The organism is Rhodococcus sp. OK519 (genome assembly GCF_003051005.1).
GTDB lineage: Bacteria > Actinomycetota > Actinomycetes > Mycobacteriales > Mycobacteriaceae > Prescottella.
Genome location: NZ_QAOW01000001.1, coordinates 132172 through 157945 on the forward strand (window position 1 = coordinate 132172; position 25774 = coordinate 157945).

Annotated in this window: 25 protein-coding genes; 9 read left to right on the top strand and 16 right to left on the bottom strand. The window is 68.9% G+C overall.

The annotated features are described in order from the left end of the window. Genes mnhG through C8K36_RS00710 form a run of 6 tightly spaced genes read right to left on the bottom strand, consistent with a single transcriptional unit; the run spans position 1 to position 6160 of the window. Positions 1 to 339 (bottom strand): monovalent cation/H(+) antiporter subunit G, encoded by a 339-nt coding sequence (gene mnhG, locus C8K36_RS00685; protein WP_107982549.1) that lies wholly within the window; start codon positions 337 to 339, stop codon positions 1 to 3. Continuing rightward, the gene (locus C8K36_RS00690; RefSeq protein ID WP_107982550.1) at positions 336 to 596 is read right to left on the bottom strand and encodes a monovalent cation/H+ antiporter complex subunit F; all 261 of its coding nucleotides are present in this window, start codon (positions 594 to 596) and stop codon (positions 336 to 338) included. The genes mnhG and C8K36_RS00690 overlap by 4 nt, the downstream gene beginning before the upstream one ends. Next, entirely contained in the window at positions 593 to 1165 is a 573-nt protein-coding gene (locus C8K36_RS00695) for a Na+/H+ antiporter subunit E (protein ID WP_107982551.1), read from the bottom strand. Before C8K36_RS00695 ends, C8K36_RS00690 begins: the two co-directional genes overlap by 4 nt. Beyond that, positions 1162 to 2763, bottom strand: coding sequence for a Na+/H+ antiporter subunit D (locus tag C8K36_RS00700; RefSeq protein ID WP_107982552.1), 1602 nt, complete (start codon positions 2761 to 2763; stop codon positions 1162 to 1164). The genes C8K36_RS00695 and C8K36_RS00700 overlap by 4 nt, the downstream gene beginning before the upstream one ends. After that, positions 2760 to 3326 (bottom strand): Na(+)/H(+) antiporter subunit C, encoded by a 567-nt coding sequence (locus C8K36_RS00705; RefSeq protein ID WP_107982553.1) that lies wholly within the window; start codon positions 3324 to 3326, stop codon positions 2760 to 2762. Before C8K36_RS00705 ends, C8K36_RS00700 begins: the two co-directional genes overlap by 4 nt. Next, positions 3323 to 6160, bottom strand: a complete 2838-nt coding sequence (locus C8K36_RS00710; RefSeq protein WP_107982554.1) for a Na+/H+ antiporter subunit A — start codon at positions 6158 to 6160, stop codon at positions 3323 to 3325. Before C8K36_RS00710 ends, C8K36_RS00705 begins: the two co-directional genes overlap by 4 nt. 196 nt (positions 6161 to 6356) lie before the next feature. Here C8K36_RS00710 and C8K36_RS00715 point away from each other — a divergent pair, with 196 nt between their 5' ends. Continuing rightward, the gene (locus C8K36_RS00715; RefSeq protein WP_107982555.1) at positions 6357 to 6779 is read left to right on the top strand and encodes an NUDIX hydrolase; all 423 of its coding nucleotides are present in this window, start codon (positions 6357 to 6359) and stop codon (positions 6777 to 6779) included. An 88-nt stretch (positions 6780 to 6867) separates the two neighbouring features. Here C8K36_RS00715 and C8K36_RS00720 read toward each other — a convergent pair whose 3' ends face one another. Both C8K36_RS00720 and C8K36_RS00725 read right to left on the bottom strand, forming a co-directional pair. Beyond that, positions 6868 to 8181, bottom strand: coding sequence for a hypothetical protein (locus C8K36_RS00720; RefSeq protein ID WP_107983665.1), 1314 nt, complete (start codon positions 8179 to 8181; stop codon positions 6868 to 6870). A gap of 90 nt (positions 8182 to 8271) precedes the next feature. Continuing rightward, entirely contained in the window at positions 8272 to 9774 is a 1503-nt protein-coding gene (locus tag C8K36_RS00725; RefSeq protein ID WP_107982556.1) for a DHA2 family efflux MFS transporter permease subunit, read from the bottom strand. A gap of 168 nt (positions 9775 to 9942) precedes the next feature. Here C8K36_RS00725 and C8K36_RS00730 point away from each other — a divergent pair, with 168 nt between their 5' ends. Further along, entirely contained in the window at positions 9943 to 10608 is a 666-nt protein-coding gene (locus tag C8K36_RS00730; RefSeq protein WP_107982557.1) for a TetR/AcrR family transcriptional regulator, read from the top strand. A 54-nt stretch (positions 10609 to 10662) separates the two neighbouring features. After that, positions 10663 to 11415, top strand: coding sequence for an isocitrate lyase/PEP mutase family protein (locus tag C8K36_RS00735; protein ID WP_107982558.1), 753 nt, complete (start codon positions 10663 to 10665; stop codon positions 11413 to 11415). 12 nt (positions 11416 to 11427) lie between these two features. Here C8K36_RS00735 and C8K36_RS00740 read toward each other — a convergent pair whose 3' ends face one another. Beyond that, entirely contained in the window at positions 11428 to 13602 is a 2175-nt protein-coding gene (locus tag C8K36_RS00740) for an AAA family ATPase (RefSeq protein ID WP_107982559.1), read from the bottom strand. Positions 13603 to 13838: 236 nt separating this feature from the next. Here C8K36_RS00740 and C8K36_RS00745 point away from each other — a divergent pair, with 236 nt between their 5' ends. After that, entirely contained in the window at positions 13839 to 14726 is an 888-nt protein-coding gene (locus C8K36_RS00745; protein ID WP_107982560.1) for an endonuclease domain-containing protein, read from the top strand. A 114-nt stretch (positions 14727 to 14840) separates the two neighbouring features. On the opposite strand, the gene pssA is transcribed toward C8K36_RS00745, so the two are convergent. From pssA to C8K36_RS00760, 3 genes are all read right to left on the bottom strand, one after another. After that, positions 14841 to 15626, bottom strand: a complete 786-nt coding sequence (pssA, locus tag C8K36_RS00750; protein ID WP_107982561.1) for a CDP-diacylglycerol--serine O-phosphatidyltransferase — start codon at positions 15624 to 15626, stop codon at positions 14841 to 14843. Between the two features lie 47 nt (positions 15627 to 15673). Then, positions 15674 to 16387 carry a phosphatidylserine decarboxylase gene (locus tag C8K36_RS00755; RefSeq protein ID WP_107982562.1) on the bottom strand — a complete coding sequence of 238 codons (714 nt, stop codon included), beginning with the start codon at positions 16385 to 16387 and terminating at the stop codon, positions 15674 to 15676. Between the two features lie 94 nt (positions 16388 to 16481). Continuing rightward, on the bottom strand, positions 16482 to 16949 hold the full coding sequence (locus C8K36_RS00760) for an SRPBCC family protein (protein WP_107982563.1): 468 nt from the start codon (positions 16947 to 16949) through the stop codon (positions 16482 to 16484). A 145-nt stretch (positions 16950 to 17094) separates the two neighbouring features. Here C8K36_RS00760 and C8K36_RS00765 point away from each other — a divergent pair, with 145 nt between their 5' ends. From C8K36_RS00765 to groL, 3 genes are all read left to right on the top strand, one after another. Beyond that, on the top strand, positions 17095 to 17874 hold the full coding sequence (locus tag C8K36_RS00765) for an HAD-IIA family hydrolase (RefSeq protein ID WP_181319305.1): 780 nt from the start codon (positions 17095 to 17097) through the stop codon (positions 17872 to 17874). 110 nt (positions 17875 to 17984) lie between these two features. After that, a complete protein-coding gene (locus tag C8K36_RS00770; protein ID WP_107982564.1) occupies positions 17985 to 18506 on the top strand; it encodes a DUF6764 family protein in 522 nt (173 codons plus the stop codon). A gap of 247 nt (positions 18507 to 18753) precedes the next feature. Then, positions 18754 to 20379: a chaperonin GroEL gene (gene groL / locus C8K36_RS00775; RefSeq protein ID WP_107982565.1), complete on the top strand. Its 1626-nt coding sequence runs from the start codon at positions 18754 to 18756 to the stop codon at positions 20377 to 20379. Positions 20380 to 20464: 85 nt separating this feature from the next. Here groL and C8K36_RS00780 read toward each other — a convergent pair whose 3' ends face one another. Then, complete coding sequence (locus C8K36_RS00780; RefSeq protein ID WP_107982566.1) at positions 20465 to 20665, bottom strand: PspC domain-containing protein; 201 nt, start codon at positions 20663 to 20665, stop codon at positions 20465 to 20467. A 248-nt stretch (positions 20666 to 20913) separates the two neighbouring features. On the opposite strand from C8K36_RS00780, the gene C8K36_RS00785 reads away from it, so the two are divergent. Both C8K36_RS00785 and C8K36_RS24640 read left to right on the top strand, forming a co-directional pair. After that, on the top strand, positions 20914 to 21747 hold the full coding sequence (locus C8K36_RS00785) for an alpha/beta fold hydrolase (protein ID WP_107982567.1): 834 nt from the start codon (positions 20914 to 20916) through the stop codon (positions 21745 to 21747). Between the two features lie 125 nt (positions 21748 to 21872). Beyond that, positions 21873 to 22013, top strand: a complete 141-nt coding sequence (locus C8K36_RS24640; RefSeq protein ID WP_181319307.1) for a hypothetical protein — start codon at positions 21873 to 21875, stop codon at positions 22011 to 22013. A gap of 73 nt (positions 22014 to 22086) precedes the next feature. On the opposite strand, the gene C8K36_RS00790 is transcribed toward C8K36_RS24640, so the two are convergent. The 3 genes from C8K36_RS00790 to C8K36_RS00800 are packed head-to-tail and all read right to left on the bottom strand — an operon-like array spanning position 22087 to position 25523. Beyond that, entirely contained in the window at positions 22087 to 22452 is a 366-nt protein-coding gene (locus tag C8K36_RS00790; protein ID WP_258194480.1) for a hypothetical protein, read from the bottom strand. 52 nt (positions 22453 to 22504) lie between these two features. Beyond that, positions 22505 to 24550 (bottom strand): prolyl oligopeptidase family serine peptidase, encoded by a 2046-nt coding sequence (locus tag C8K36_RS00795; RefSeq protein WP_107982568.1) that lies wholly within the window; start codon positions 24548 to 24550, stop codon positions 22505 to 22507. Beyond that, positions 24513 to 25523, bottom strand: a complete 1011-nt coding sequence (locus C8K36_RS00800) for an AsnC family transcriptional regulator (protein WP_258194481.1) — start codon at positions 25521 to 25523, stop codon at positions 24513 to 24515. Before C8K36_RS00800 ends, C8K36_RS00795 begins: the two co-directional genes overlap by 38 nt. Positions 25524 to 25774 lie beyond the last annotated feature (251 nt).

Consider the following 25774-nt stretch of genomic DNA (forward strand, 5'->3'; position numbering starts at 1 on the left):
TCAGCGGAAGGTGCCTGGGTCGTCGTCGTGGTTCATCAGCAGCCCGTCACGCCCGCGCTGCTCGCGGTAGGCGACGCGCCCGACGCTGTGCGCGATGACGGGCGCGGTCAGCAGCGTGAACAGCCCGACGAGCACCAGCATCCAGATGTCGACGTTGCCGTGCAGTCGGATCACCGCGCCGACCAGCACCAGCACCAGGCCGACGACCTGAGGCTTGGTGGCGGCGTGCATGCGGGACAAGGTGTCGGGGAAACGAACGATGCCGATCGCCGCGGTCAGCGCCAGAAGCGATCCGGTGAGGATGCAGATTGCGGCCAGGACGTCGAGGAGGGTGTTCACGAGTCGTCACTCACCCGGAATCGGGCCACACTCACCGAGCCGACGAAGCCGACCAGGGCGAGCGCGACGATGGCGGGCACGATCGTGGTGTCGCCGCTGTAGACCGCCCACACCGACAGCCCACAGATCGCGGTCGCGATGAGGGTGTCCATCGCGACCAGACGGTCGAGGCTGCCCGGCCCTGCCAGCAGCCGGTAGGTGGTGAGCAACGCGGCCGCCACCAGCATCACTCCGGCGATGATCAGAACGGCCGTCATGCTCGATCCTCCCTGCCCTCTTCGTGGTAGTCGTAGTCGCGCAGATGCCACGGCGCCGGTTGCCACTCCGAGTCCCGCTCGAACGACGCGATGAACAGCCGCTCGAGCTGGCGGGTGGTCCGGTAGAACTGGTCGACGGCCTTGGTGGTGCCGACGTCGAGGACGTGCACGTACACCGCGCGCCGGGCCTGATCGACTTCGAGCACCATCGTGCCCGGGATCAGGTTGAGCACGTCGACGCACAGCGTCAGCACCAGGTCGGACTTGATGCCGAGCTTGCAGCGCAGCACCCCGGTGACCGGCGGCGGACCGGGCCGGACGGCCAACCATGCCACCTGCACGCTCGACTGCGCGGCGTAGAAGACGATCATCCACACCAGCTTGACCATGGACAGCAGATGCACGCGGCCTTCGACCGGGACCTGCGGCAGCGGCAGCAGCCACATGATGAGCAGGCCGACGACGATGCCGCCCAACACGTTCGCGATGCTGAAGGTGCCCCACAGCAGGATCCACACCACCGTCAGCCACGCGAGGATGCCGACGCGGAGTACGCGCTCGCGGGTCATCGGTCACCTCCCTCGCCGAGGACGGCCGTGATGTAGACATTCCGATTCTGCAGGTCCTGCGCGGCGCGGTCACTGATCCCGATCATCGGACCGGCGAAGAGCGTCAGTGCCAGGCCGACGCCGACGAGCCCGATCGTCGGCAGCAGCATGAACATCGGCATCTTTCCGACGTCCTCGCGGTCGACGAACGCGATGTCCTCCTCGGACTCGTCGATGAGCGCCGACGGGCTGACATCCGCGAGTCCGCCCTCGGGGGCCTCGGCGCGGGCCCGCCAGAAGGCCTTGGTCCACACACGGGCCACGACGTACAGGGTCAACAGGCTCGTCACGGTGCCACCGGCCACCAGCGTCCAGGACAGTGCGCTCGGGTGCGCGACACCGGCCTGCAGCAACGCGATCTTGCCGATGAACCCGGAGAACGGTGGGATGCCGCCGAGGTTGAGGGCCGGGATCAGGAACACGATCGCCAGCACCGGGCTGGCCGCGGCGAGGCCGCCGAGGCGGCGCAGCGACGACGACCCGGCCTGCCGCTCGATGAGCCCGACCACGAGGAACAGCGTGGTCTGCACGACGATGTGGTGCGCCACGTAGTAGACGGCACCCGACAGGCCCGACTGTGTCGACAACGCGACGCCGAAGATCATGTAGCCGATATGACTGACCAGGGTGAACGAGAGCAGACGTTTGATGTCGCTCTGCGCGATGGCACCGAGGATACCGACGATCATCGTGAGCAGGCCGCACACCATCAGCACGTTGTCGAGCTCGCCCTGCGGGAACAGCAGCGTGTGCGCGCGGATGATCGCGTACACGCCGACCTTGGTGAGCAGGCCCGCGAACACCGCGGTGACCGGCGCCGGGGCGGTGGGGTAGGAGTCGGGCAGCCACGTCGACAGCGGGAACACCGCGGCCTTGATGCCGAACGCCACCAGCAGCACACCGAAGATCGCCATGCGGGTGCCGACGGGGATGTCGTCGAACCGCAGCGCCATCTGGGCGAGGTTGAGGGTGCCCGTCGCGGCGTATGCGAACGCGATGCCGCACAGGAAGATCAGCGACGACACCATCGACACCATGACGTACGAGACGCCGGCCCGGACGCGGTCGGCGCTCGCCCCCAGGGTGAGCAGCACGAAGCTCGCGGCCAGCAGCACCTCGAACCCGACGTACAGGTTGAACAGGTCGCCCGCGAGGAACGCGTTGCACACGCCCGCTGTCAACACCAGGTACGTGGGCAGGAAGATCGAGACCGGTTGGTGTTCGTGGCCGTCGCGGATGCCCTGGCCGATCGAATAGATCATGACGGCGAGCAGCACGATCGACGACACCAGCAGCATCAGCGCCGACAGTCGGTCGACCACCAGCGTGATGCCGATCGGGGTGTCCCAGCCGCCCACCTGGATGGCGGTGGTGCCGTGCCGGTCCGCGAGGTACAGCAGCATTGCCGAGACGCCGGTGACGCCGATGAGTGCGGCGAGGGTGATCCAGCGCTGCGCGGTGGGCCGGCGGCCGACGATCAGGGTGGCCGCCGCGGCGATCATCGGGATCAGGACCGGCAACGGCGCCAGCGTGCCGATGAGTGCGGGGGAGAGCGTCATCGCTTACCTCCCGGTGTCCCTGATTTCCCTGATTCCAGTTCGTCGTCCCCGTCCTGTAACGACTCGTAGGCCGTGTAGTCCTCGGGATCCTCGAGTTGGTCGACGGGGATCGGATTGCCCTCCGAGTCGAAGGCGTCGCCGCCCTTGGACGGGGCGCCGGTGAGCGGATCGTCGGAGCGGTCGCGGTCCGGGGCCTCGGCCGGGGTGCGCCGCCTGGAGACCTTGGTGTCCTCGGGGTCGTCCTCGACCCGGTCCGCCGTATTGATCTTGAACGATCGGTAGGCGAGAGCCAGCACGAACGCCGCGATGCCCATCGTGATGACGATCGCGGTCAGGATCATGCCCTGCGCCAGCGGGTCCGCCATCTCCTCGTGCACCGAGTCGCGGCCCACGATCGGGGGATTGCCGGAGCGCCCCCCGACCGTGAGGATCAGCAGGTTGACGGCGTTGCCGACCAGCAGCAGGCCCAGCAGCATGCGGGTGATGCTGCGTTCGATCAGCAGGTACACGCCGGCGGAGGTGAGGACGCCGATGACGATCAGTGTTGCGAGGTCGGCATTCATCGGGCATTCACCTCCTCCTGTGCGTCGAGGCGGGCCCCGAGGCTGCGGAGCACGTCGAGCACCAGGCCCACCACGATCAGGTACACCCCCAGGTCGAAGAACAGTGCGGTGACAAGTTTGATGTGGCCGAGCAGCGGCAGCGTCACCTCGAACACCGCCGACGACAGCGGGGGGGCGCCGAGGAACAGCGACACCAGCGCGGTGCCCGCGGCCAGCGCGAGACCGAGACCGAGGATCTTGCCGGCATCGATCGGCACCGTCTCACCGAGTTCGTAGCGGCCACCCGCGAGGTAGCGCAACACCAGCGCCAGTCCGGCGGTCAGACCGCCCGCGAAGCCGCCGCCGGGCGCGTTGTGTCCCGAGAAGAAGAAGTAGACCGACAGCACCATGATCGTCGGGAAGATCAGGCGGGTGGTCACCTCCAGCACCAGCGAGCGATGGCGCGGATCGATCAGGTCGCCGCCGCGCAGCCACGTCGTCTCGGTGCTCGACGACGCCGCATCGAGCACGACGGACGGGGCATCGGACACGCGCGGCGCGATCCCGAACCGGCGGTGCCGGAACACGAGGCTCGCGACGCCGGTCGCGGCGACCAGCAGCACCGAGATCTCGCCGAGGGTGTCCCACGCGCGGATGTCGACGAGCAGCACGTTCACCACGTTGCGACCGTTGCCGAGCGCGTATGCGGCCTCGGGTAGCTGGAGGTGGATGGGCGCGGTGTTGCGGGCGTTCATCGCGTACGCGGCGAGCGTCGTGACGGCCGCGCCGACGCCGATCGCGAGCAGCGCGCGCGGCAGCTTGAAGCCGATGGCCTGCCGCTCGTCGATCTCGGCGGGCAGCTTGCGCAGCACCAGCACGAAGATCACCAGCGTCAGGGTCTCGACGAGGAACTGGGTGAGCGCCAGGTCGGGGGCACCGTGCAGCGCGAAGATCACGCCGCAGCCGTAGCCGCTGAGACCGACGAGAATCACCGCGGCCAGACGGTTGCGCAAGATTGCCGCGGCCAGCGCGGCCGCCATCATCATCAGTCCGACGGTGAGCTGTAGCGGCGACTCCCACAGCCGGATCTCGGGCCACACGTCGGTGCGCAGCGCCAGCAGGATGATCGGCAGCAGCACCAGTGTCGCGAGGATCGTCGACTGCGTCAGCGGCAGCGAACCGCGCTGCGTGAAACCGGTGAGACGCATCGACAGGGTGTCCATGCCGCGCAGGGTCGCGTCGTACACGCGGTCGGCGTTGCCGAGCGGCGGATGCTGGAACCGCAGCCGCTGGACGGCCCAGCGGTGCGCGGCGAACAGCACCCCACCGAGGACGACGATCGCGCCGGTGAGCAGCAGCGGCGTGTTGATCCCGTGCCACAGCGCCAGGTGGTAGTCGGCGTGCGGGCCCGCGGGCAGAGTCGTCGAGTACGGCGTGAGCAGCTTCTCGAGCTGCGGCGACAGCGGTCCGGCGACCAGTCCGGCGACGGCGAGCAGAGCGGGCGGTGCCAGGAACAGGACGCTCGGGGCGTGCATGTTCGCGACCGGCGGACTCGGCTTGCGCAGCCGCTTGCGGCCGAACCCGCCCCACACGAACCGGATGCTGTAGGCGACCGTGAGGATCGAGCCCAGCGCCATCGCCACGAGGATCGTGGTCTGCTGCCAGGGCGCGAGCATGTCCGCCTGCAAGATCGACTCGAGCGCAGCCTCCTTGCCGACGAACCCCAGGAACGGTGGCAGACCGGCCATCGAGGCCGCGGCCAGAGCTGCGATTGCGGCCAGCCACGGCGCCTCGGCGCCGAGGCGCGCGAGTTTGCGGATGTCGCGGGTGCCGGTGGAGTGGTCGATGATGCCGACCACCATGAACAGCGCGGCCTTGAACATCGCGTGCGCGACGACCATCGTCATACCGGCCAGCGCGGCGTCGCGGGAACCGACACCCACCAGCACCATCAGGAAACCGAGCTGGCTGACGGTGCCGAACGCGAGCACCAGTTTGAGGTCGAACGAGCGCAGCGCACGCCAGCCGGCGAGCAGCATGGACGCCAGTCCGAGCACGATGATCGTGACCCGCCACGGCGGTGAATCGGCATACCCGGGCGCCAGCCGGGCCACCAGATAGATGCCGGCCTTGACCATCGCCGCGGCGTGCAGATAGCCGGAGACCGGGGTGGGTGCGGCCATCGCGCCGGGCAGCCAGAAGTGCAGCGGCACGATCGCCGACTTCGACAGCGCACCGATCAGGATGAGCACGATCGCGACGCTCGCAAGCCACCCGCTTGCCGGGTTCGCGACGACGTCGGACAGGTTGTAGCTGCCCACCTGCTGGCCCAGCATGATGATGCCGACGAGCATCGCCAGGCCGCCCGCAGTGGTCACCAGGAGCGCCTGCGTGGCGGCGCGTCGACTGGTCGCGCGTTCGGCGTAATGACCGACGAGCAGGAACGACAGGACCGTCGTAAGTTCCCAGAACGTGTAGAGGATCAGCATGTTGTCGCTGGTCACGAGGCCGAACATGGCACCCGCGAACGCAACCATCTCGGCGGCGAAGATGCCGAGGCGGGGTTCGTCGTCCTTGAAGTACCGGGCGCAGTACACCAGGATCAGCGCGCCGACGCCCAGGACCAGCACCGACATGATCGCGGCGAGGGAGTCGAATCGCATGTCGATGTTCATCGACAGACCGGGCACCCACCGGATGCTCAGGCTCTGTTCGGTGCCCCAGTTCGCGATGACCCAGCCCAGGCTCGCGAGCGGTACCAGTGCGAGCGGGAAGAACGCATTGCGTCCTATTGATCGCACGACGAGCGGAGCCAGAACGGCGGCTATCGCGTGGGCGATCAATATGACAAGCAAATGGCACTCCGTCGGGTTGTGGGGCGGCGGGGTGACGAATCGGCGTGAACCGAGAGTCGAGCAGACCGTTCGCTAGCTAGCAAAGTGGACTACGAAGTACATCCTACTAAGTGGCAGAGTTGACGCCTCAACGGGTGCAAACGGACAAAAGGGTTGCAGGCGGCGGCGGGCTCACGACGGGAGTACGTTCCAACGGGTGTCAGACGAGAACCCCACCGTGATTCGCACCGCCGCCCTCGCCCACATCCGCGACCGCCGGATGCTGCAGGCGCGCTCGGCCGGCAAGACCGCTTTCTACATGGCGGGCGGCAAGATCGACCCAGGTGAGACAGCCGAGCAGGCCCTGCATCGGGAGGTCCGCGAGGAGCTCGATACCGGCATCGTGGACGGCACACTCGTCGAGTTGGGCGTCTTCGAAGCCCCCGCCTTCGGACACCGCCCCGGCACCCATCTGCACATGACCTGCTTCCTCGCCGAGCTCACCGACGAGCCCCGCGCCACCAGTGAGGTCGCCGAGATCCGCTACTTCACCGAGGCCGAGTACGCCGCGATGCCCGAGACCGCGCCCGGATCCAGACTCGTCTTCGCACGGTTGCGAGAGTTGGATCTCGTCGACTGACTTGTGCCCGACGCCGGGTTTCGGACGCCGGGTGTGTGACGCCGCTCCCGAACTGACCTCCCGCGGACGCGATCGCGCGGGCGGGAGGTCATTCCGGGCGCGGGGCGGACCGGTGCGTTCGGAGTCCCCGGATCGCGAGCGCGCAGAACACGACGACCAGCAGCAGGGCGACCGCGGCGGCGCGGTCGAAGGTGGTGGTCGGCGAGATCGAGGTCCAGCCCGTGGACAGCGGTACGCCGGGGAGCGGCTCGTACGACCCGCTGTAGATCACGAACGACGTGGTGACACCGACCACTTCGGTGAACACCAGCGCCAGTAGCGGTACCGCCAGACCCAGCGCGGCGGTGGCCGCGTGGTCGGGGAGCGTCGCGCCGAGAGCGAGTCCGATGCCGACGCCGAGGACCGCGAGTTGGACGAGCAGCCACGCCCGGTTATCGGTCGCGCCCGGGGCGATGAGGACCGACAGCGGAACGAGGGCGAGGACCGCGACAGCAATTGTGGGCGCCGGACGCCACCTGCTGATCGCGACACCGACCACCACGGCGACGACGCCTACCGCGACCGGCACCCAGGGGCGAATTCGAAGGTAATCCTGACCGAGCACCGTCGCGACGAACGGCGTGACGGCCGCGACTGCCGTCGCCGCGAGCAGGAATGGTGAGCTGAGGCGCCGCGCCCAGAACTCGGCGAGCGCGACGACCAGCACGAGGCACAGCGCGATGACGACCCACTGCCGGAACTGCGAACCGGTCTGCCGCTCGATCCACTCGCCGAGCACGCGGTGTGCGAGGGCGAGGGTCGCAGCGGTGGCGATCACCCCGATCGCGGTGTCCCGGTCGATGCGGTCCGGTACGGCGTCGTCGACCGCCGCGCATGCCACTGCGAGCACGAGTGCGGGGATCAGGATCCACCAGAACGGCTCGCCCAGGACCGACGTGCTCGGCGTCCAGGCGTCCGCAGTGTGCGCGACGACGAACGTCGATCCGGCCGCGGCGACGAGTACGAGCCGCGGGATCGGACGCGACCACACCGCGGCGACGGCCGCGCCGAGCAGGACGCCCCCGGCAAGGCACTTGGCGTAGTACAGCAAACGCAGCTGGTCGAGATCGCTGGCGCCTGGCACCATCATCCGGGCTGCGATCAGCACGGCCGTCGCGACAACGGCAGCAATCCAGGCAGGGCGCGCCGATGCCGCCCGCAGCAGCACCGCGCACGCTACGACGGCGAGGACGCAGCCGACGGCAACACCGGTGGGCAGAGTGCTGTTCCAACTGCCCAGCTGGCTCTCGGACGCCCTGAAGATTGCTTGCCACTGGGTCGGGTTGACGAGCACGAACGTCGCCAGAACCCCGGCGAAGGCCGCGGCGGCGGCGGACAGGGATGTGCGGACGGTCGGAGTCACCGACCCGACGCTACCTGGCGCGCAATGCGTTCCGGCGGCGACCACGCAATGCGTGATCGCCGCCGGGTCGGTTCGATGCGCCTGATGACGTCAGTGCGCCATCACGAGCTGACCCTCCTGGGCGTCCGTCGCTTCGGGTAGCTTGCCGCCGGGTAGCAGGAACGCCGAGATCACCGCTCCCGCAGCGAAAATCGCGGCCGACCACCAGAACGTCGTGGTGTAGCCGTGCACCGCGGCGAGCGCCTGCCCCTGCGGGCTCGGGGCCGCGTCGGACAGGTAATTCGTCGCGGCGGTCGCGGCGATCGTGCTCAACAGAGCGGTGCCGATCGAGCCCCCGACCTGCTGCATGGTGTTGACCGTCGCGGAGGCGACGCCGGCGTCCTCGGGCCGCACGCCGGTGACCGCACCCTGCATGCCTGGGGCGAACACCATGCCCATGCCGGCACCGAGCAGCACCAGTCCGGGCAGGATGTGCGGTGCGTAGGTGCTGTCCACCGTCAGCTGGGCGAGCAGCACCATGGCGATCGCGACCACGGTCAGGCCGGTGGTCATCAGCGGCCGCGGGCCGAACCGGGGCAGCAGCACGCTGGTCGAGGTGGTGGCCGAGGCGACCATGCCCATGACCATCGGCAGGTAGGCCACGCCGGTGACGATCGGGCTGTACTGCAGGACCGTCTGCATGTAGTACGTCAGGAACAGGAACACCGCGAACATGCCGGTGCCGGCGACGAACATGGCCAGGTAGGCCCCGCCGCGGGTGCGGTCGAGCACGACCCGCAGCGGCAGCAGCGGATGCGCGACGCGGGTCTCGATGACGACGAAGGCCGCCAGCAGGACCACGCCCGCCGCGAGCCACGCGATGGTGGCGCCGTCGGACCAGCCGTGCGACTCGGCGTGGGAGAAGCCGTAGACGATGCTGAAGAGCGCGGCGGACACCGAGACCGTGCCGGGGATGTCGAGCCGGGGCCGGTGTTCGGCCTTGTGCGGAGCCATCATCAGTAGCGCGCCGACGAGTGCGACGGCCGCGAAGATCAGGTTGACGTACAGGCTCCAACGCCACGACGCCCACTCGGTGAGTATGCCGCCGAGTAGCAGTCCCACGGCGCCGCCGGCGCCCGCGACCGCGCCGAACACGCCGAAGGCCTTGGCGCGCTCGTCGGGCTTGGTGAAGGTGACCGACAGCAGGGACAACGCGGCGGGGGCGAGCAGCGCGCCGAAGACGCCCTGGCCGGCGCGCGCGGCGACCAGCATCGGGAAGTTCACCGCGGCACCGCCGACGGCGGACATCACGGCGAAGCCGACGAGGCCGATGACGAAGGTGTTGCGTCGGCCGAATAGGTCGCTCAGGCGTCCGCCGAGCAGCAGCAGACTGCCGAAGGCCAGCGCGTAGGCGGTGATCACCCACTGCCGGTCGGCGTCGGAGAACTCGAGCGATTTCTGGGCGGCGGGTAGCGCGATGTTCACGATGGTGGCGTCGAGCACGACCATCAGTTGGGCCAGCCCGATGACGGCCAGGACGAGCCAGCGGAGGCGGTGCTCTCGCGTCTGCTCTCCCGGCACCGCTTCTGGCGGATCGATTGTGGTGCTGCTCATGAGAAACCCCTCTGGACGTGGGTCGTTGTTCGGGTCGCCGAAGTGGATCGAAGCGGAGGCGTAAGCTCCACTTAGGTCACCGTACGCCTAAGTGGAGGAGATATCTCCACTTGATTTTCTCGCACGGTGCGGTTTGTCTGGGTATGTCGCAATTTCTGGGATGGCAGAATGAAAATCGTGAGCACCGTCACAGGAGGTCGCCGGCTGCGCGCCGACGCCGAGCGCAATCGCCGCAAGATTCTCGACGCCGCCGCGGAACTCTTCGCGACCCGTGGCATCGACATCACGCTCGACGACGTCGCGCGGCACGCAAAGGTCGGTGTCGGCACCGTCTACCGCCGCTTCACCTGCAAACAGGAACTTGTCGACGGCGTGTTCCAACAGCACATGGACGACCTGGCCGACAGCGCCACTGCCGCCCTCGAACGCGAGGATCCGTGGGAGGGGCTGGTCGACTTCGTGGCCCTCACCTGCGAGAAGATGGCGCTCAACCGTGGCATGGCCGACGTCTTCTTCACCGGCGACGAGGGCCGCACGCAGGTCGCGTGCGCGCGTGAACGGGTGACGCCGGTCGTCGACGCGCTGATCACCCGGGCCCGGGACGCCGGCGCGCTGCGACCGGACGTCACCGTCAACGACCTCTTCGCCGTCAGCCGGATGGTCGAGTCCGTCATCGACTTCGTCCGGCCCGTCGCACCCGAGGCCTGGCGCCGATACCTCGCGTTGGTGCTCGACGGCCTGCGGGCGGAGGGTGCGGCGCGCACACCGCTGCCCGCGCCGTCGTTGACCGATGATCAGGTCGAGCAGGCCAAGGCGTCCTGCATTCGGCGGTAGTCCCTGGCCGGCGTGCCACGATGGACTTCCCACTCCGCGACGCGAGGACTGCACATGACTGCGATCACCCAGAAGGCGAACGATCTGCTGGCACTGCACCAGCCGGGGAACCCTGTGATCCTCCCGACCGTGTGGGACGCATGGTCGGCCAACCTGGCCGCCGAAGCCGGTTTCGCGGCGCTGACCGTCGGTAGTCACCCGGTCGCCGACTCGGTGGGCCGGCCCGACAACGAGGGCATGACGTTCACGGAGCTGACGACGCGCGTCGCGCAGATCACTGCGGCGGTGGAGCTGCCGGTCTCCGTCGACATCGAGGCGGGCTACGGCCTGCAGCCGCAGCAGCTGATCGACGGTCTGGTCGAGGTCGGCGCGGTGGGCCTCAATATCGAGGACACCGTGCACAGCGAGGGCGGCCGGTTGCGCGAGGCGCAGGAACACGCGGACTTCGTCGGCGGCCTGCGCAGTGCCGCGGACGCGGTGGGCGTGCACGTGGTGGTCAATGCGCGCACCGACCTGTTCCTGAAGCAGGTCGGGGACGAGGCGGATCGAGTCGAGCGCGCCATTGCCCGGCTCACGCTGGCGGCCGAGGCCGGGGCCGACGTGCTGTACCCGGTCGGGTTCCACAGCGACGAGGTGTACCGGGAGCTCACGTCGGCACTGCCGTTGCCCGTCAACGCAATTGCCGATCCGGTGCGCGGCGGCAAGGCCGACTTCGCCGCCCTCGGCGTCGGCCGCGTCAGCTTCGGCCCGCTGCTGCAGGCTGCCCTGGCCGTGCGGGCGAACGAGCTTCTCGCCCGCTGGCAGTAGGGCGGCTACGCGTCAGCGGTTGTCGGCGTAGGCCTTGAGGTGTGCCACCTGGTCGGGATCGAGTGAGGGACGCACCTTGTCGCGTGCCGCGGCGACGTCGGCAGCCGTGACGTCGGCGGCGTCGACACTGCGCCGCATCGCCGCGAGCGCCGCCTCCCGGAGGACGGCGGAGCAGTCGGCCGCGGAGTAGCCGTCGAGATCCTGCGCCAGGGCGTCCAGATCGACGTCGTCGGCGAGCGGCACCGCCTTGCCCGACGTCCGCAGAATCTCCTTGCGCGCGTCCGCGTCCGGCGGCGGCACGAACACCAGGCGCTCGAGGCGTCCGGGCCGCAGCAGCGCGGGGTCGATCAGATCGGGGCGGTTGGTGGCGCCGAGCACGACGACGTCACGCAGCGGTTCGACGCCGTCGAGTTCGGTCAGCAGTGCGGCGACGACACGATCGGAGACGCCGGAGTCGGAACTCTGGCCGCGGCGCGGGGCGAGGGCGTCCACCTCGTCGAGGAAGATCAGCGACGGCGCCGAGTCGCGGGCCCGCTGGAACAGCTCGCGCACCGCCTTCTCGGAGGCGCCCACCCACTTGTCCATCAGCTCCGCACCCTTGACGGCATGCACGCTGAGCTGACCCGAACTGGCCAGTGCTCGAACGAGATACGTCTTTCCGCAGCCGGGAGGCCCGTACAGCAGGACGCCGCGCGGCGGGTCGACACCCAGGCGCGCAAACGAGTCCGGGTGCTGCAGCGGCCACAGCACCGCCTCGGTGAGCGCCTGCTTGGTCTCGACCATGTCGCCGACGTCGTCGAGGGTGACGCTGCCGATCGCGAGTTCCTCGGTGCCCGAACGTGACAGCGGACGGATCACGTCGAGCGCGCCCACCAGGTCCTCCTGGGTCAGCCGTGGTTCCGACTTGGCGCTGCTTGCGCGGGACGCCGCCCGTAGCGCGGCCTCGCGGCACAACGCGGCGAGGTCTGCGACTACGAATCCCGGCGTCCGCGACGCGATCGCGGAGAGGTCGAGGTCGGCGGTGGGCACCTTGCGGAGCAGTAGTTCGAGCAACTGTCGGCGGCCTGTGCCGTCGGGCAGCGACAGCGACAGTTCCCGGTCGCACAGGTCCTGGGCACGCAGACGGTCGTCGAGACCCTCCGGGTGCGCGGTGGTCGCGACGAACGCCACCGACTCGGTGTCCACGGCGCGGCGCAACTGGTCGAGGATCAGCGTCGAGACGGGTTCGCGGACGGCGGGCAGCAGCGCGTCGATGTCGGTGACGAGCAGGACCCCACCGGAACGCACGGCGTCCACCGCGGCGGTGACCCGCTCGAGTCGTGACTGTGCTTCGGACGCACCGACCCCCGGCCCGTCGAGTTCGACGACGCGGCGCTTGGCGAGCACCGAGCGGGCCAGCATCGACTTGCCGACGCCGGCAGGTCCGGTGATCACTACACCGAGATGCGGTGAGGCGCCGAGCTTCTGGAGCAGTTCGGGTTCGTCGAGGGCCAGGGTGAGCCACTCCGCGAGCTTCGCGGCCGGCGCCTGGGCGCCGACCAGGTCCTCGACGGGCACGACGTCGGCGGTGTGGGGCTCGGTCACGGCCGCAACGGGTGTGGTGGGGGTGGGCCGGGCGTTCGGCACACCCGGCCCCCAGCCCACCGCCGAATTGGGTTGCACGCTCACCGGGCCGCCCGACGGGTCGACGCCGGTGACGGTGAGCAACTCCGATGTCCACTGGACGCCGAAGGTGCGCGAGAGCGCCTGGGTCGCCGGCGTGGTGCTGGTGCCGGGTCCCAGGTCGCGCGGTAGCAGGGACACCGCGTCGCCCACGGTGAGGACCTTGCCGAGCAGCGCCTGCCGCAGTGTGGTGTCCGAGATGGACTGCTGCGCCATCGCCGAGCCGCTCACCGTGACCGACCGGGCGCCGTGCACGGTGACAGGCGCCACCACCACGGTCGCGTTCTCGCGCAGTCCGACGTTGGAGAGGGTGACGTCGTCGAGCAGCGCGGTGCCCGTCGGCGTGCCGGCGGGTGCGATGCCCGCGACGGCGGCGGTGCGGCGGGCACCGATCAGCGCGATCGCGTCCCACTCGCGCAGTCCGAGCGCGGCGAGCGCCTCGGGGTGCAGGCGCACCACTCCGCGCCGGGCGTCCGCCGCGGACGTATTGAGCCGGACCGTGAGCGTCAGTTCGGGAGAGGTCACGTCAGCCAGCCTAGTGATCGGCGTCCGCGCCCCGCCGCCCCCGCGTTTTGCGCACTTGTCGCGGAACCGCGCCCCCTCTCCCCGCGTTTTGCGCACTTATCGCGCCCAGAGGGCCCCGGCCGTCGCGATAAGTGCGCAAAACGCGAGGGGCGGGGCTGTGGAAAACGTGCGGGGCTGTGGACAACTCGGCGTTCGGAGGGGTACTCGGTCGGGGTGGTAGGGCACCGTGACGGGGCATGAGGATGAGGAGACCCGAACTGCCCGAGGTGTTCGTCGGACGGGATGCGGTACGCGAGGGGGTGCTGACGGCGTCGGACCTGCGGGGCCCGCGAGTCCGCCGGCTGTATCGCGGCGTGTACTGCCCTACCGGGGTGCGCGTCAGCCACGAATTGCGGTGCAGAGCGGCCGCCCTCACCGGCGAGGGCGCGCTGGTGCTCACCGGCAGATCGGCGGCGGTGGTGCGGGGCGTCGAACTGGCGTCGGCGTCGGACCCGGTGGAGGTGATTGCGCTCCCCGGCTGTCGGGTCAATCGGCGTCCCGGCTTGAACGTCCGACGCGTCGCGATCGACGCCGGCGACCACGAGCCGTGGGAGACCATCTCGATCGCGCGCCCCGAACGGATGGCGTTCGACGTGTTGTCCACCGGACCGCTGATTCGCGCGGTCGCCGACGGCGACCGGGTCCTGCGGGCGAAGCTGACGACCGAGACACGCATGGCGTCGTACCTCGAAGGCCGTCACGACCATGGAATCGTGCGAGCGCGGGAGGCGTTGGCGTTGTGCGATCCGCGTGCGGAATCGCCGCCGGAGTCCGAACTGCGCGTGCGCATGCATTTCGCGGACCTGCATCCGGAGCCGCAACTGCACATCTACGCGGACGGGGAGTTCGTGGCGCGCGTGGACTTCGCGTTCGAGGAGGAACGCCTGGTCGTCGAGTACGACGGCGAGTGGCACGGACGGCGCTCGGCGCTCGCCCGCGACCGGGTTCGGCAGAACGCGCTCCGGAAGGCCGGCTGGCAGATCCACTTCGTCACCAAGGAGATGATGGTGAATCCGAATGCCGTGATCGACGAGATCTACGGTGCGGTCCTGCGGGCCCGGAGCGCCCGCCCCCGACACCTCTGACCCGCCGCGTCAAGTGCGCAAAACGCGAAAACCCGGCCCCACACCCCGCGTTAAGTGCGCAAAACGCGGGGAGGGGGCCGGGATTCGCGCGACAAGTGCGCAAAACGCGGGAAGTCAGCGCGGGCGGCGCAGACCCAAGCGGGCGGCGGACCGGCGGTTGTCGGGGGAGCGGCGGATGGCGCGACGCTCGGACGGCTTGAAGTCCCATGTCTCGGGGCGGGCGGCGACCCAGCGCTGCGAGCGGATCGCGAAGGGGATGTGCGCGAGGTACGCGCCGACGAGAACCATCAGCAGGATGTACGGGTACGTGACGAGCGCCGCGGCGCCGAGCGCGACGAGCACCAGCAGTGCGGCGGCCATGTGGCCGGGCACGGACACGGACTTCATTGCGAGGGTGGGGATGCGGCTGACGATGAGCGCCGCCGACAGCAGCGTCCACACCGTGACGACGCCGATCGACGACCACCAGCCGTCACCCCACTGGATGTAGACGGCGATGGGCGTGAGCGCGATGAGGGCGCCGGCCGGTGCGGGCACGCCGACGAAGAAGTCCTTCGTGTAGGCGGGCTCGGTGTCGTCGTCGAGCAGGGTGTTGAACCGCGCCAGCCGCAGCACGATGCTGACGGCGTAGAGCAGCGCGATGATCCAGCCGAAGTTGTTGCCGTCGAGCAGCGTCACGTACAGCACGAGCGCGGGCGCGACGCCGAACGAGATGGCGTCGGCCAGCGAGTCGAGTTCGGCGCCGAGCTTGCTGGTGGCGTCGAGCATGCGGGCGATGCGGCCGTCGAGCGAGTCGAGGACGGCGGCCGCACCGATCATCGCGAGCGCGGTCCCCAGTTCACCGTCGAGCGCGAACTTGACCGCCGACAGCCCGCTGCACAACGCGAGAATCGTGATCATGCTCGGCAGTAGCCGGACCGCGTTCCGTCCGCTGGGGCGGGGCGGTCTCACGACAGCTGCGCGAGGACGGTCTCGGCGCCCACGGTGCGCTGGCCACGCTCGACGAGCAGCGCAGTTCCTGCGGGAAAGTAGGTATCGACGCGGGAGCCGAACCGGATGAGTCCGTACGTGTCGCCGATGGTGAGCTTGTCGCCCTCCTTGGCCTCGCACACGATGCGACGGGCCAGCAGGCCGGCGATCTGCACGACGGCGATGTCGCGGCCGTCGGCGGTCTCGATCAGCATGCTGTTGCGTTCGTTGACCTCGCTGGCGTCGGCCAGGTCGGCGGACAGGAACTGGCCGGGCTGGTGCACCACCTTCTTCACCAGTCCGGCGACGGGCGTGCGCTGGACGTGCACGTCGAGCACCGACAGGAAGATGCTCACGCGCGGCAGCGGCTCGCTGCCCATTCCGAGTTCGGCGGGCGGGACGGCGGAGTCGACGAGCGCGACCTCACCGTCGGCCGGCGCCACGACGACGCCCGGACGGTTCGGCGGAACCCGGTGCGGATGCCGGAAGAACGTGGCGCACGCGGCCGCGGATGCGAGCCCGGCGCGACGCACCCACTTGCGGTTGCGTCCCACCGCGGCGACCGCGAGGGGTGCCAGCACGAACGGCAGACCGGCCGGATGCAGCGGCGGGACAGCCGCCTTGACGAGGCCGATGACGTGGCCGACGCCGGTGGGCTGGGGGGTGCCAGGGGGTGTCGGTCGACGTGCCACGAGCTCCTCTTACCTGTTCGGGTGTGACGGCGGCGAATGCCGCTCGTGCTGACTCAGGTTACGTGACCACCGAGAACCGGTGGGTCGCCATGTGCTACCGAGAGCCGACGGCGAGAGCTTCGGCCTCGTTCTTGATGCGGGCGAGGGTGGCGTTCATGCCGACGACCATGTCGGCCTCGAACGCGTCGGCGCCGCCGAGAACGGTCTTGATCAGGAACTGCGACACCTTGCTGGTGCCGGTGGGGGCCTCACGACGCTCGACGACGCGGGTGCCGGTCTCGGTGGCCTCGAGGGTGTACGACCAGACGGTGCGGTTCTCGTTGACGCGGAACGCGATGGCCTTGTTCGGCTCGAAGCGGACGACCTTCGACGTCGTCGGCCACACCAGGAAGCCCTTGCGGTTGATGTTGAACGTCTTGGTGCCCTCGCGGACCTCACCGGACACGCGCATCTTGCGGCACTGCGGGCTCCACTCGCCCATCCGCTCGAGGTCGGACACGATGGCCCACACGTCCTGGGGGGTGGCGGCGACATCGATGGTGGCTTCGAGAGTGTTCGTCACGGTCGGCTCTCCGGTTTCGGATTAGGTGGTACAGGAGGTCACGCGTACACGGGTGATCGTAGCGTCCACTGTGCGACGGGTCACTCCTCCGGCGGATTGCCGCGGTCGGCGGCACGGACCGGTCGCGCTCGTTACCCTCGAATCCATGAGCCGGGTCGAGGGCGTTCTGTTCGACATCGACGGCGTGCTGGTCACGTCGTGGCGTCCGGTGCCGGGGGCCGTCGAGGCGCTCGCGCAGGTGCGTCGTCGCGGTGGCCCGCGTGCCTTTCTCACCAATACGACGTCCAAGACGTGCGGGGAGATCGCGGCCGCACTCGACGCCGCCGGGTTCGACGTCCGGCCCGAGGAGATCGTCACGGCCGTCCGGCTCACCGCCGAGTACCTGCGGTCGACGTATCCGGGCGCGCGGTTGATGCTGCTCAATCACGGCGACATCCGGGCCGATCTGGAGGGCTTCGAGTTCGACGACGAGCACCCCGATGTGATCGTGCTGGGCGGTGCCGGCGAGGAGTTCACGCACGCGGCGCTGAGCCGGGTGCTGGACCTGATGGTCTCGGGGGTGCCGGTGGTCGCGATGCACCGGGCGCTGACGTGGTCGGAGTCGGACGGGCTGCGGCTGGACACCGGCGGCTACCTGCCCGGGCTGGAGGAGGCGTCGGGGTCGCGCGTGGTCGCGGTCGGCAAGCCGTCGCTCGCGGGGTTCCTCACGGCCGCGGAGTTGATGGGCAGCGATCCGGCGGCGACGGTGATGGTGGGTGACGACTTCGGCAGTGACGTGCTCCCCGCACAGCGGGTGGGCATGACGGGAGTATTGGTGCGGACCGGAAAATTCCGTCAGCCGATTCTCGATCTGGCGGTGGATCGGCCCGATCACATCCTCGACTCGGTCGCCGATCTACCTGCCCTCCTGAACCGGTTGGGGTGACGCGCCGACCTACTTCGGCCCGCTATCGAAATCCCGGGCATACCCGGCCCGGACGGGTACTGTCGCGAGCAGCTCAGCTCTCTGCCTTTCCCGCTCGTGAAGGAGTCTGCATGTCGACCATTTCCCGCTTCGGTGCGATCTCGAACCTCGGTCGACGGATGACTCGGACGGCCGCGGCCGCTGTCGCGGGAATCGGTCTGGCAGCAGGTATTTCGTTGATCGGTGCGGGTTCCGCGTCGGCTGCGCCCGTCGTGTGCACGTCGCCGGCGTCGCCCAACGACATCCAGATCTCCGAGTACGCGAGCTGCGGCGCGCAGGCGTTCGAGCAGGGTGTCGCCCGCTCCGCCGCGATGGACAGTGGCACGGCCGTCTCGGTGGCCCAGGGCCTCGGTTCGTCGAACAGCCTCGCGACCGGATTCGGCACCGCACTGAGCGCGTCGCGCGGCAACGGTCAGTCGCTCGCCCTCGCGATCGGCGGCGGTATTGCGCACTCGTGGGCCGACGACGGTTATGCCACGTTCGCGATCGCGGGCTGGGGTTCGGGCGCGACGGCCGAGCAGGGCGGCGTCAACTGCATGGGCCCGCTGTCGTTCGCGTGGAATCTCAAGACCGGTCAGACCTGCCTCGGCTAGGAGTCGGACGGCACCTGTTCGCCCTCGGCGGAGACCTCTTCGCAACGTTGCACTCGCCCTTCTCGAGTGCTAAAAAGGCACTTGGCACTCGCGACACGTGAGTGCCAGGTCGGGACGGTGAGACCGGGAACCATCGACACCCCTGGTCGTCCGTCGCGGGCACCGAGCCTGGCCGGAAGCGTAAATGGGGCGATCCGACGAGCGATCGCCTCCGTGTGTCACCCCCAATCCGGAGGATCACTTCGCAATGGCCAAGATCATCGCGTTCGACGAAGAGGCACGTCGCGGCCTCGAGCGTGGCCTGAACAGCCTCGCTGACGCCGTCAAGGTGACGCTGGGACCCAAGGGTCGCAACGTCGTGCTGGAGAAGAAGTGGGGCGCCCCCACGATCACCAACGACGGTGTTTCCATCGCCAAGGAGATCGAGCTCGAGGACCCCTACGAGAAGATCGGCGCCGAGCTGGTCAAGGAGGTCGCCAAGAAGACCGACGACGTCGCTGGTGACGGCACCACGACGGCTACGGTTCTGGCTCAGGCGCTCGTCCGTGAGGGCCTGCGCAACGTCGCTGCCGGCGCCAACCCGCTGGGTCTGAAGCGCGGCATCGAGAAGGCCGTCGAGGCCGTCACCGCCAAGCTGCTCGACACCGCCAAGGAGGTCGAGACCAAGGAGCAGATCGCTGCCACCGCCGGTATCTCGGCTGGCGACCCCACCATCGGCGAGCTCATCGCCGAGGCGATGGACAAGGTCGGCAAGGAAGGCGTCATCACCGTCGAGGAGTCCAACTCCTTCGGCCTGCAGCTCGAGCTCACCGAGGGCATGCGCTTCGACAAGGGCTACATCTCGCTGTACTTCGCGACCGACGCCGAGCGTCAGGAAGCGGTCCTCGAGGATCCGTACATCCTGCTGGTCAGCTCCAAGATCTCGACGGTCAAGGACCTGCTGCCGCTGCTGGAGAAGGTCATCCAGGCCGGTAAGCCGCTGCTGATCATCGCCGAGGACGTCGAGGGCGAAGCCCTGTCGACCCTGGTTGTCAACAAGATCCGTGGCACCTTCAAGTCCGTCGCCGTCAAGGCTCCGGGCTTCGGTGACCGCCGCAAGGCGCAGCTCGCCGACATCGCCATCCTCACCGGTGGCGAGGTCGTCAGCGAAGAGGTCGGCCTGTCCCTGGAGACCGCCGGCATCGAGCTGCTGGGCCGCGCCCGCAAGGTCGTCGTCACCAAGGACGAGACCACCATCGTCGAGGGTGCCGGCGACGCCGAGGCCATCGCCGGTCGCGTCAACCAGATCCGCGCCGAGATCGAGGCGTCGGATTCGGACTACGACCGCGAGAAGCTGCAGGAGCGCCTGGCCAAGCTGGCCGGTGGCGTTGCTGTCATCAAGGCCGGCGCTGCGACCGAGGTCGAGCTCAAGGAGCGCAAGCACCGCATCGAGGACGCCGTCCGCAACGCGAAGGCTGCCGTCGAAGAGGGCATCGTCGCCGGTGGCGGCGTGGCGCTGCTGCAGGCCGCTCCGATCCTGGACGACCTGAAGCTCGAGGGTGACGAGGCCACCGGTGCGAACATCGTTCGCGTCGCCCTCGAGGCTCCGCTGAAGCAGATCGCGTTCAACGCCGGCCTCGAGCCGGGCGTCGTCGCGGAGAAGGTTCGCAACCTGCCCGCCGGCAGTGGCCTGAACGCCGCCACCGGTGTGTACGAGGACCTGCTCGTCGCGGGCATCAACGACCCGGTCAAGGTCACCCGCTCGGCGCTGCAGAACGCTGCGTCCATCGCGGCTCTGTTCCTGACCACCGAGGCTGTCGTCGCCGACAAGCCGGAGAAGGCCGCTGCTCCGATGGGCGACCCGACCGGTGGCATGGGCGGCATGGACTTCTGATCTGACGATCGGAAAGCCTGAGCTCAGGTAAGACGCAGAAGCCCGGGACACCTTCACGGTGTCCCGGGCTTCTCGCATTTGTGCGTCACTCGCTGGGCATGATCATCCATGCCGCGAGGTAGATCAGCGCGACGGTGCCGAACGAGAGGAACGCTCCGAGGACGGCGGCGACCCGGACGAGGTTGGCGTCGATGCCGAAGTAGTCGGCGATGCCGCCGCACACGCCGGAGAGCATGCGCTGGCTGCCGGAGCGGACGAACGGGCGGGGCGATTCGCTGTAGGTCATGACATCGAGTCTGGTGCGCGTCGGGTCGCGAAACCATCGGGATTCCCCCGGATCTGCACCCTGATCTTCCGTCTCGGGGTGGTGTCGCGCGGTCCGTCGGCGCCACACACCTTCTGCCAGGGTCACACACGCTTTGCGCACCGAATCGGTGTGTGATGCGGACAAAGAATGTGTGACGCCGCAGCGTGAGCGGTGAGAGCGCCGAATGCCGGGTCCGACGCACCGCCGGGGCATAGGCTCGAACCGTGGTGGAGACCGTGCCGATCCAGATGCCCGACGGGACGACGACGCCGGTCCGGCTGTTCCCGGGCCCCGAGGGCGCGCCCGTCGTGGTGATCGTGCCGGGCTTGGGGATCCCGGCCGCCTTCTACGACAGGTTCGCCAATTCGATTGTCGAGCACGGCTTCTGCGCGGCCACGTGCGAGCTTCGCGGGCAGGGGGACAGTCGCCCGCGGCCCAGCGCGTCGAGCACGTTCGGGTATCAGGAACTGGTGTCGGTGGACCTGCCGGCGATGTTCGAGGTAGTCCGGGAACGGTTCGACGACAGCACGCCGTTCCTGCTGGGGCACAGCATGGGTGGGCAACTCGGGGTGATGTACGCATCCCGGATCCGCGGGCGGCTGGGCGGGCTGATTCTGGTGGCGTCCGGTTCGCCCTACTACCGAGGTTTTCCCGGAACCCGCTCTCCGGGTGTGCTGCTGGGGTCGGCGGCCATGTCGATCACCGCGAGCGTGGCCGGGTTCTGGCCGGGTGACCGGTTGGACGTGGGCGGTTTCGGTCGGCAGTCGCGGGTGTTGATCTCGGACTGGTCGCGCTTTGCGCGCAGCGGACGCATCGAGCCCGCGGGCGCGGACATCGACTACGAGGAGCGGATCGGACGCCTGAAGCTGCCGGTGCTGTCGATTTCGATCGAGGGCGACGACCTGGCCCCGCGTAGTGCATCGGTCAACCTGTTGGACAAATTGTCGGGTTCGGATGTGACCGTGTGGCACCAGCCCGAACCGTTGGGGCACAACGGGTGGATCAGCACCCCGGACACCACGGTGGACCGGATAGCGGAGTGGATCCGCGACCACAGTTGAGTTCACCCCCGATTTTCATCCCGTGTTAATACGTCAATCCGGTGCATTCCTGTATCCGCGCCGTTATATTGACCGCAGCGCTTCGCACTGGGGCGTACCACCACACAGCAATTGCAGGAGTCCTCATGGGTTCGTCTGAGATCATCACCTTCCTCGATGCCATCAAGTCCCTCGTGACCGCGCTCAACAACCTCAGCTCGGGCAGCGCCGGCGGCGGAGCTTCGGGCTCGCTCGACACCGGCTCGCTCAGCTCGCTCAGCGGCTAGTCCACACAGCTTCGAAGGCGGCGTCGGTGCAGATTGCACCGACGCCGCCTTTTGTTGGTTCCGGGAGCCCGGTTCAGATGTTCAGCGACGCCGCGAGTGTCGGCCACGACTTCGCCAGCTCCTCGCGCCAGTACGTCCACGCGTGCACACCCACCGGGTTGTAGACGATGGTGGCCGGGATGCCGACCGCGCGCAGCCGGTCGTCGAGCCGGCGGGTACAGAAGTTGGCGCCGGCCTCCACCGGCCCGCCCCGCACCACGTGCGCGACGAGGTCGGGGTTGTCGAGGGTCTCGTGCGGGCCGGGCACTCCGGTGCCGGTAGAGACGTACAGCGCGGTGCCGCGCAGCTTCTCGGCGCCCAGGAGGACGTCGTGCTCGGCCCACTTCTGGTCGTCGAACCGTCCCCACATGTTCTCGATGCCGCCGCGTTCGATGGTCACGGTCGACGCCATCTGCGCCTGGCCCAGGGGAGGCCGAAACGCCGTCGGGAGCTCATCGGGCGAGCTTGTCCCACAGGAATGTGTAGGTGAGCGCCGACTTGAACGCGGCCTGCGCGTTGTCCGCGGCGCCGCCGTGCCCACCCTCGATGTTCTCGTAGTAGTGGACGTCGTGGCCCTCGGCCTCGAGCCGGGCGGCCATCTTGCGGGCGTGTCCGGGGTGGACGCGGTCGTCGCGGGTGGAGGTGGCGATGAGGATCGGCGGATATACCGCTGTGGCGCTGGTGTTCTGGTACGGCGAGTACTCGGAGATGAACGCCCAGTCGTCGGCGTTGTCGGGGTCGCCGTACTCGGCCATCCACGACGCACCCGCGAGCAGCAGGTGGTAGCGCTTCATGTCGAGCAGCGGCACCTGGCAGACGACGGCGCCGAACAACTCCGGGTATTTGGTGAGCATGATGCCCATCAGCAGGCCGCCGTTGCTGCCGCCCTGCGCGCCCAGCTGCTCGGGCGTGGTGATGCCGCGGGCGACGAGATCGCGGGCTACCGCCGCGAAGTCCTCGTGCACCTTGTGCCGGCCGTCGCGCACAGCCTGGGTGTGCCATTGCGGTCCGTACTCGCCGCCGCCGCGGATGTTGGCGACCACGTAGGTGCCGCCGCGCTGCAGCCATGCGGTGCCGTTGATGCCGCTGTAGCCGGGCGTCATCGAGTTCTCGAAGCCGCCGTAGCCGTACAGCAGCGTCGGACCCGCGGGTGCGCCCTCGCGCCGCACCACGAAGTAGGGGATGCGGGTGCCGTCGGCGGATTCGGCGAAGTGCTGTGCGACGGCCAGTCCTGCGGTGTCGAAGAACGCGGGCGCCGACTTGAGCGCCTCGAGCGGTCCGCCGACGGTGCCCGAGAACAACGTCGCGGGGGTGAGGTAGCCGCTGGAGTTGAGGAAGAAGTCGTCGCTCTCGCGGGGATCGGTGTCGATGATCTCGGTCGAGGTCAGCTCCGGAAGCCCGTCCAGCGGTGTTGTCTCCCAGCCGTTCTTGCCCGGCGTGAGGACGTGGACGTGGGACTGGACGTCGGAGAGCGTCACCATCAGCAGGTGGTTCCGGGTCCACGAGTACTGCTCGAGCGACGTGTGCTCGTCGGGCTCGAACAGCACGGTGAGTTCGCGGGAGCCGGCGAGGAAGTCGTCGTACTTCGCGGCCAGCAACGACCCGGCGGGGTAGGTCGTGTCGCCGACGGTCCACGGGGAGCGCGGGCGCACCAGCAGCCACTCCCGGTAGGCGGAGATGCGGGCGTCCTCCGGGGTGTCGATGCGGACCAGTGTGTCGTCGCCGAGGAGCTGGAAGCGCTGCGAGGTGTAGAAGTCGACGGCGCGCTCGACGAAGCTGCGCTCGAATCCGGGGGTGCTGTCGTGCCACGCGGAGATCGCGACGTCGGTCTGCTCACCCTCGAACACCGTGACGGCGTCGGCCAGCGGGGTGCCGCGGCGCCACCGCTTCGCCAGACGCGGGTAGCCGGAGTCGGTGAGCGTGCCGTCGCCGAAATCGGTTCCGACGAAGACGCTCTCGGAGTCGATCCAGCCGATGTCGGTCTTGGCCTCCTCGATGCGGAAGCCGTCGCCAGAGTCCTTGAATGTCAATGACTCGAGATCGAATTCGCGCGCCACGACGGCGTCGGCGCCGCCGCGGGACAGGCTGATCAGCGCCAAGTCCTGCTCGGGGCGCAGCACCTGCGCTCCCGACCACACCCAGTTCTCGCCCTCGCGGTCGGCGAGTTCGTCGACGTCGACGAGGATCTCCCACTCGGGGGTGTCGCGGCGGAACTGGTCCATCGTGGTCCGCCGCCACAGCCCGCGCACGTGGTCGGCGTCGCGCCAGAAGTTGTAGAGGTACTCGCCGCGGCGGCGCGAGTACGGAATGCGCGCGTCGGTGTCGAGGATCGCGCGCACCTTCGACTCCAACTGCTCGAACGCGGTGGTGCCGGCAAACTCCGCGACCGTCTTGTCGTTGTGCTCACGGACCCAGGCGAGCGCGTCGTCGCCGGTGACGTCCTCGAGCCACAGATTCGGATCATCGGACGGGCTGGAGGTGACCGGATGCTTCGTCATAGGGACATTGTTGCCCGCCGCCGCTGGGCTGGGGCCATTGGTGCCGGTCGAAATCGGTGGCGAGCACAAAGTCGACGTTCACGATGGTGTTCAGTTGTTCGCCGAGCCGGTCGGCCGCGGTGCGGGCGGCGGCGATGTCCCGGTACGCGCCGACGGCAACGGCCGCTCTGCGGCCGGACAGCGTGTAGCACGTCCCGATCTCGGGGAAGCCGTGCAACTGACCGAACTTCGACGGCTCGACGGCCGCCGCGGCGCCTGATTTGATGCCGAAAATGGCGGTGACGGGCAGGCCGAGCGCTCCGGAGTCGACCAGCGTGGTGTAGCCGCGGATCACGCCGCGCTCCTGGAGCACCTGGAGGCGCTTGTGAACCGTGGACTTGGAGAGGTGCGTCTTCTTGGCCAGGGAATCGAGCGAGGCGCGTCCGTCCATCATGAGGACGTCGATCATGACTCGGTCCGTGTCCCGCAGCGCCGGGGCCGCCGAGGAGTCGGGTGACCAGACGGCGTCGCCGAACCGGGTCTTCAGGACGAAGTCGATGTTGACCCGGGCACCCAGGTCTTCCCTGAGCCGGATGGCCATGGACTCCGCTGCGTCCGGGCTGGTAAACCGGCCCACCGCAATGTTCGGACGATCGCCCGACATGGTGAAGCTCGCAGTGATCTCCGGCAGGCGGCGCAGCCTGTCGGCAATCGATCGCCTCGCGGGTGCCTGCACCCGCGGTTTGATGCTGAACAGGGCGGTAGTGGGATGTCCGAGCGCTCCAGGGTCGACCACGACGGTGTAGCGACGGATCACGCCGCGCTGCTCCAGCGCCGCGAGGCGCCGGCACACGGTGGTGCCCGAGACTCCGACCTGGGCTGCGAGGGTGGTGAACGGGACACGACCGTTCTGCACGAGGGCGTCAATCAGGAAGCGATCCACAGCACTCAGTGGCTCTCGGTGTGACGACGAGACGACCGATGCTCTCCCCATGCCGCATACGGTAGGCCGACTGGGCGTCTGTGTTCGGGTGTTTGATCAGAATTGCCGACTGATTGGACGTTCAACCTTTCACGACAGAACGTCACGGCCGGCGGCCCTCCTACCCCATACCGGACCGCCTGTTTGCGGGTGGCCAGGCGGGAGTGCGTCGCCGCAAGGTCGCGCCGCGGGGCGCGCCCGTCTGCCGGAATCCGTGCGGTGCTTGCCTTTCTGATCGAGCCACACGCTGATAGTTCCAGCCT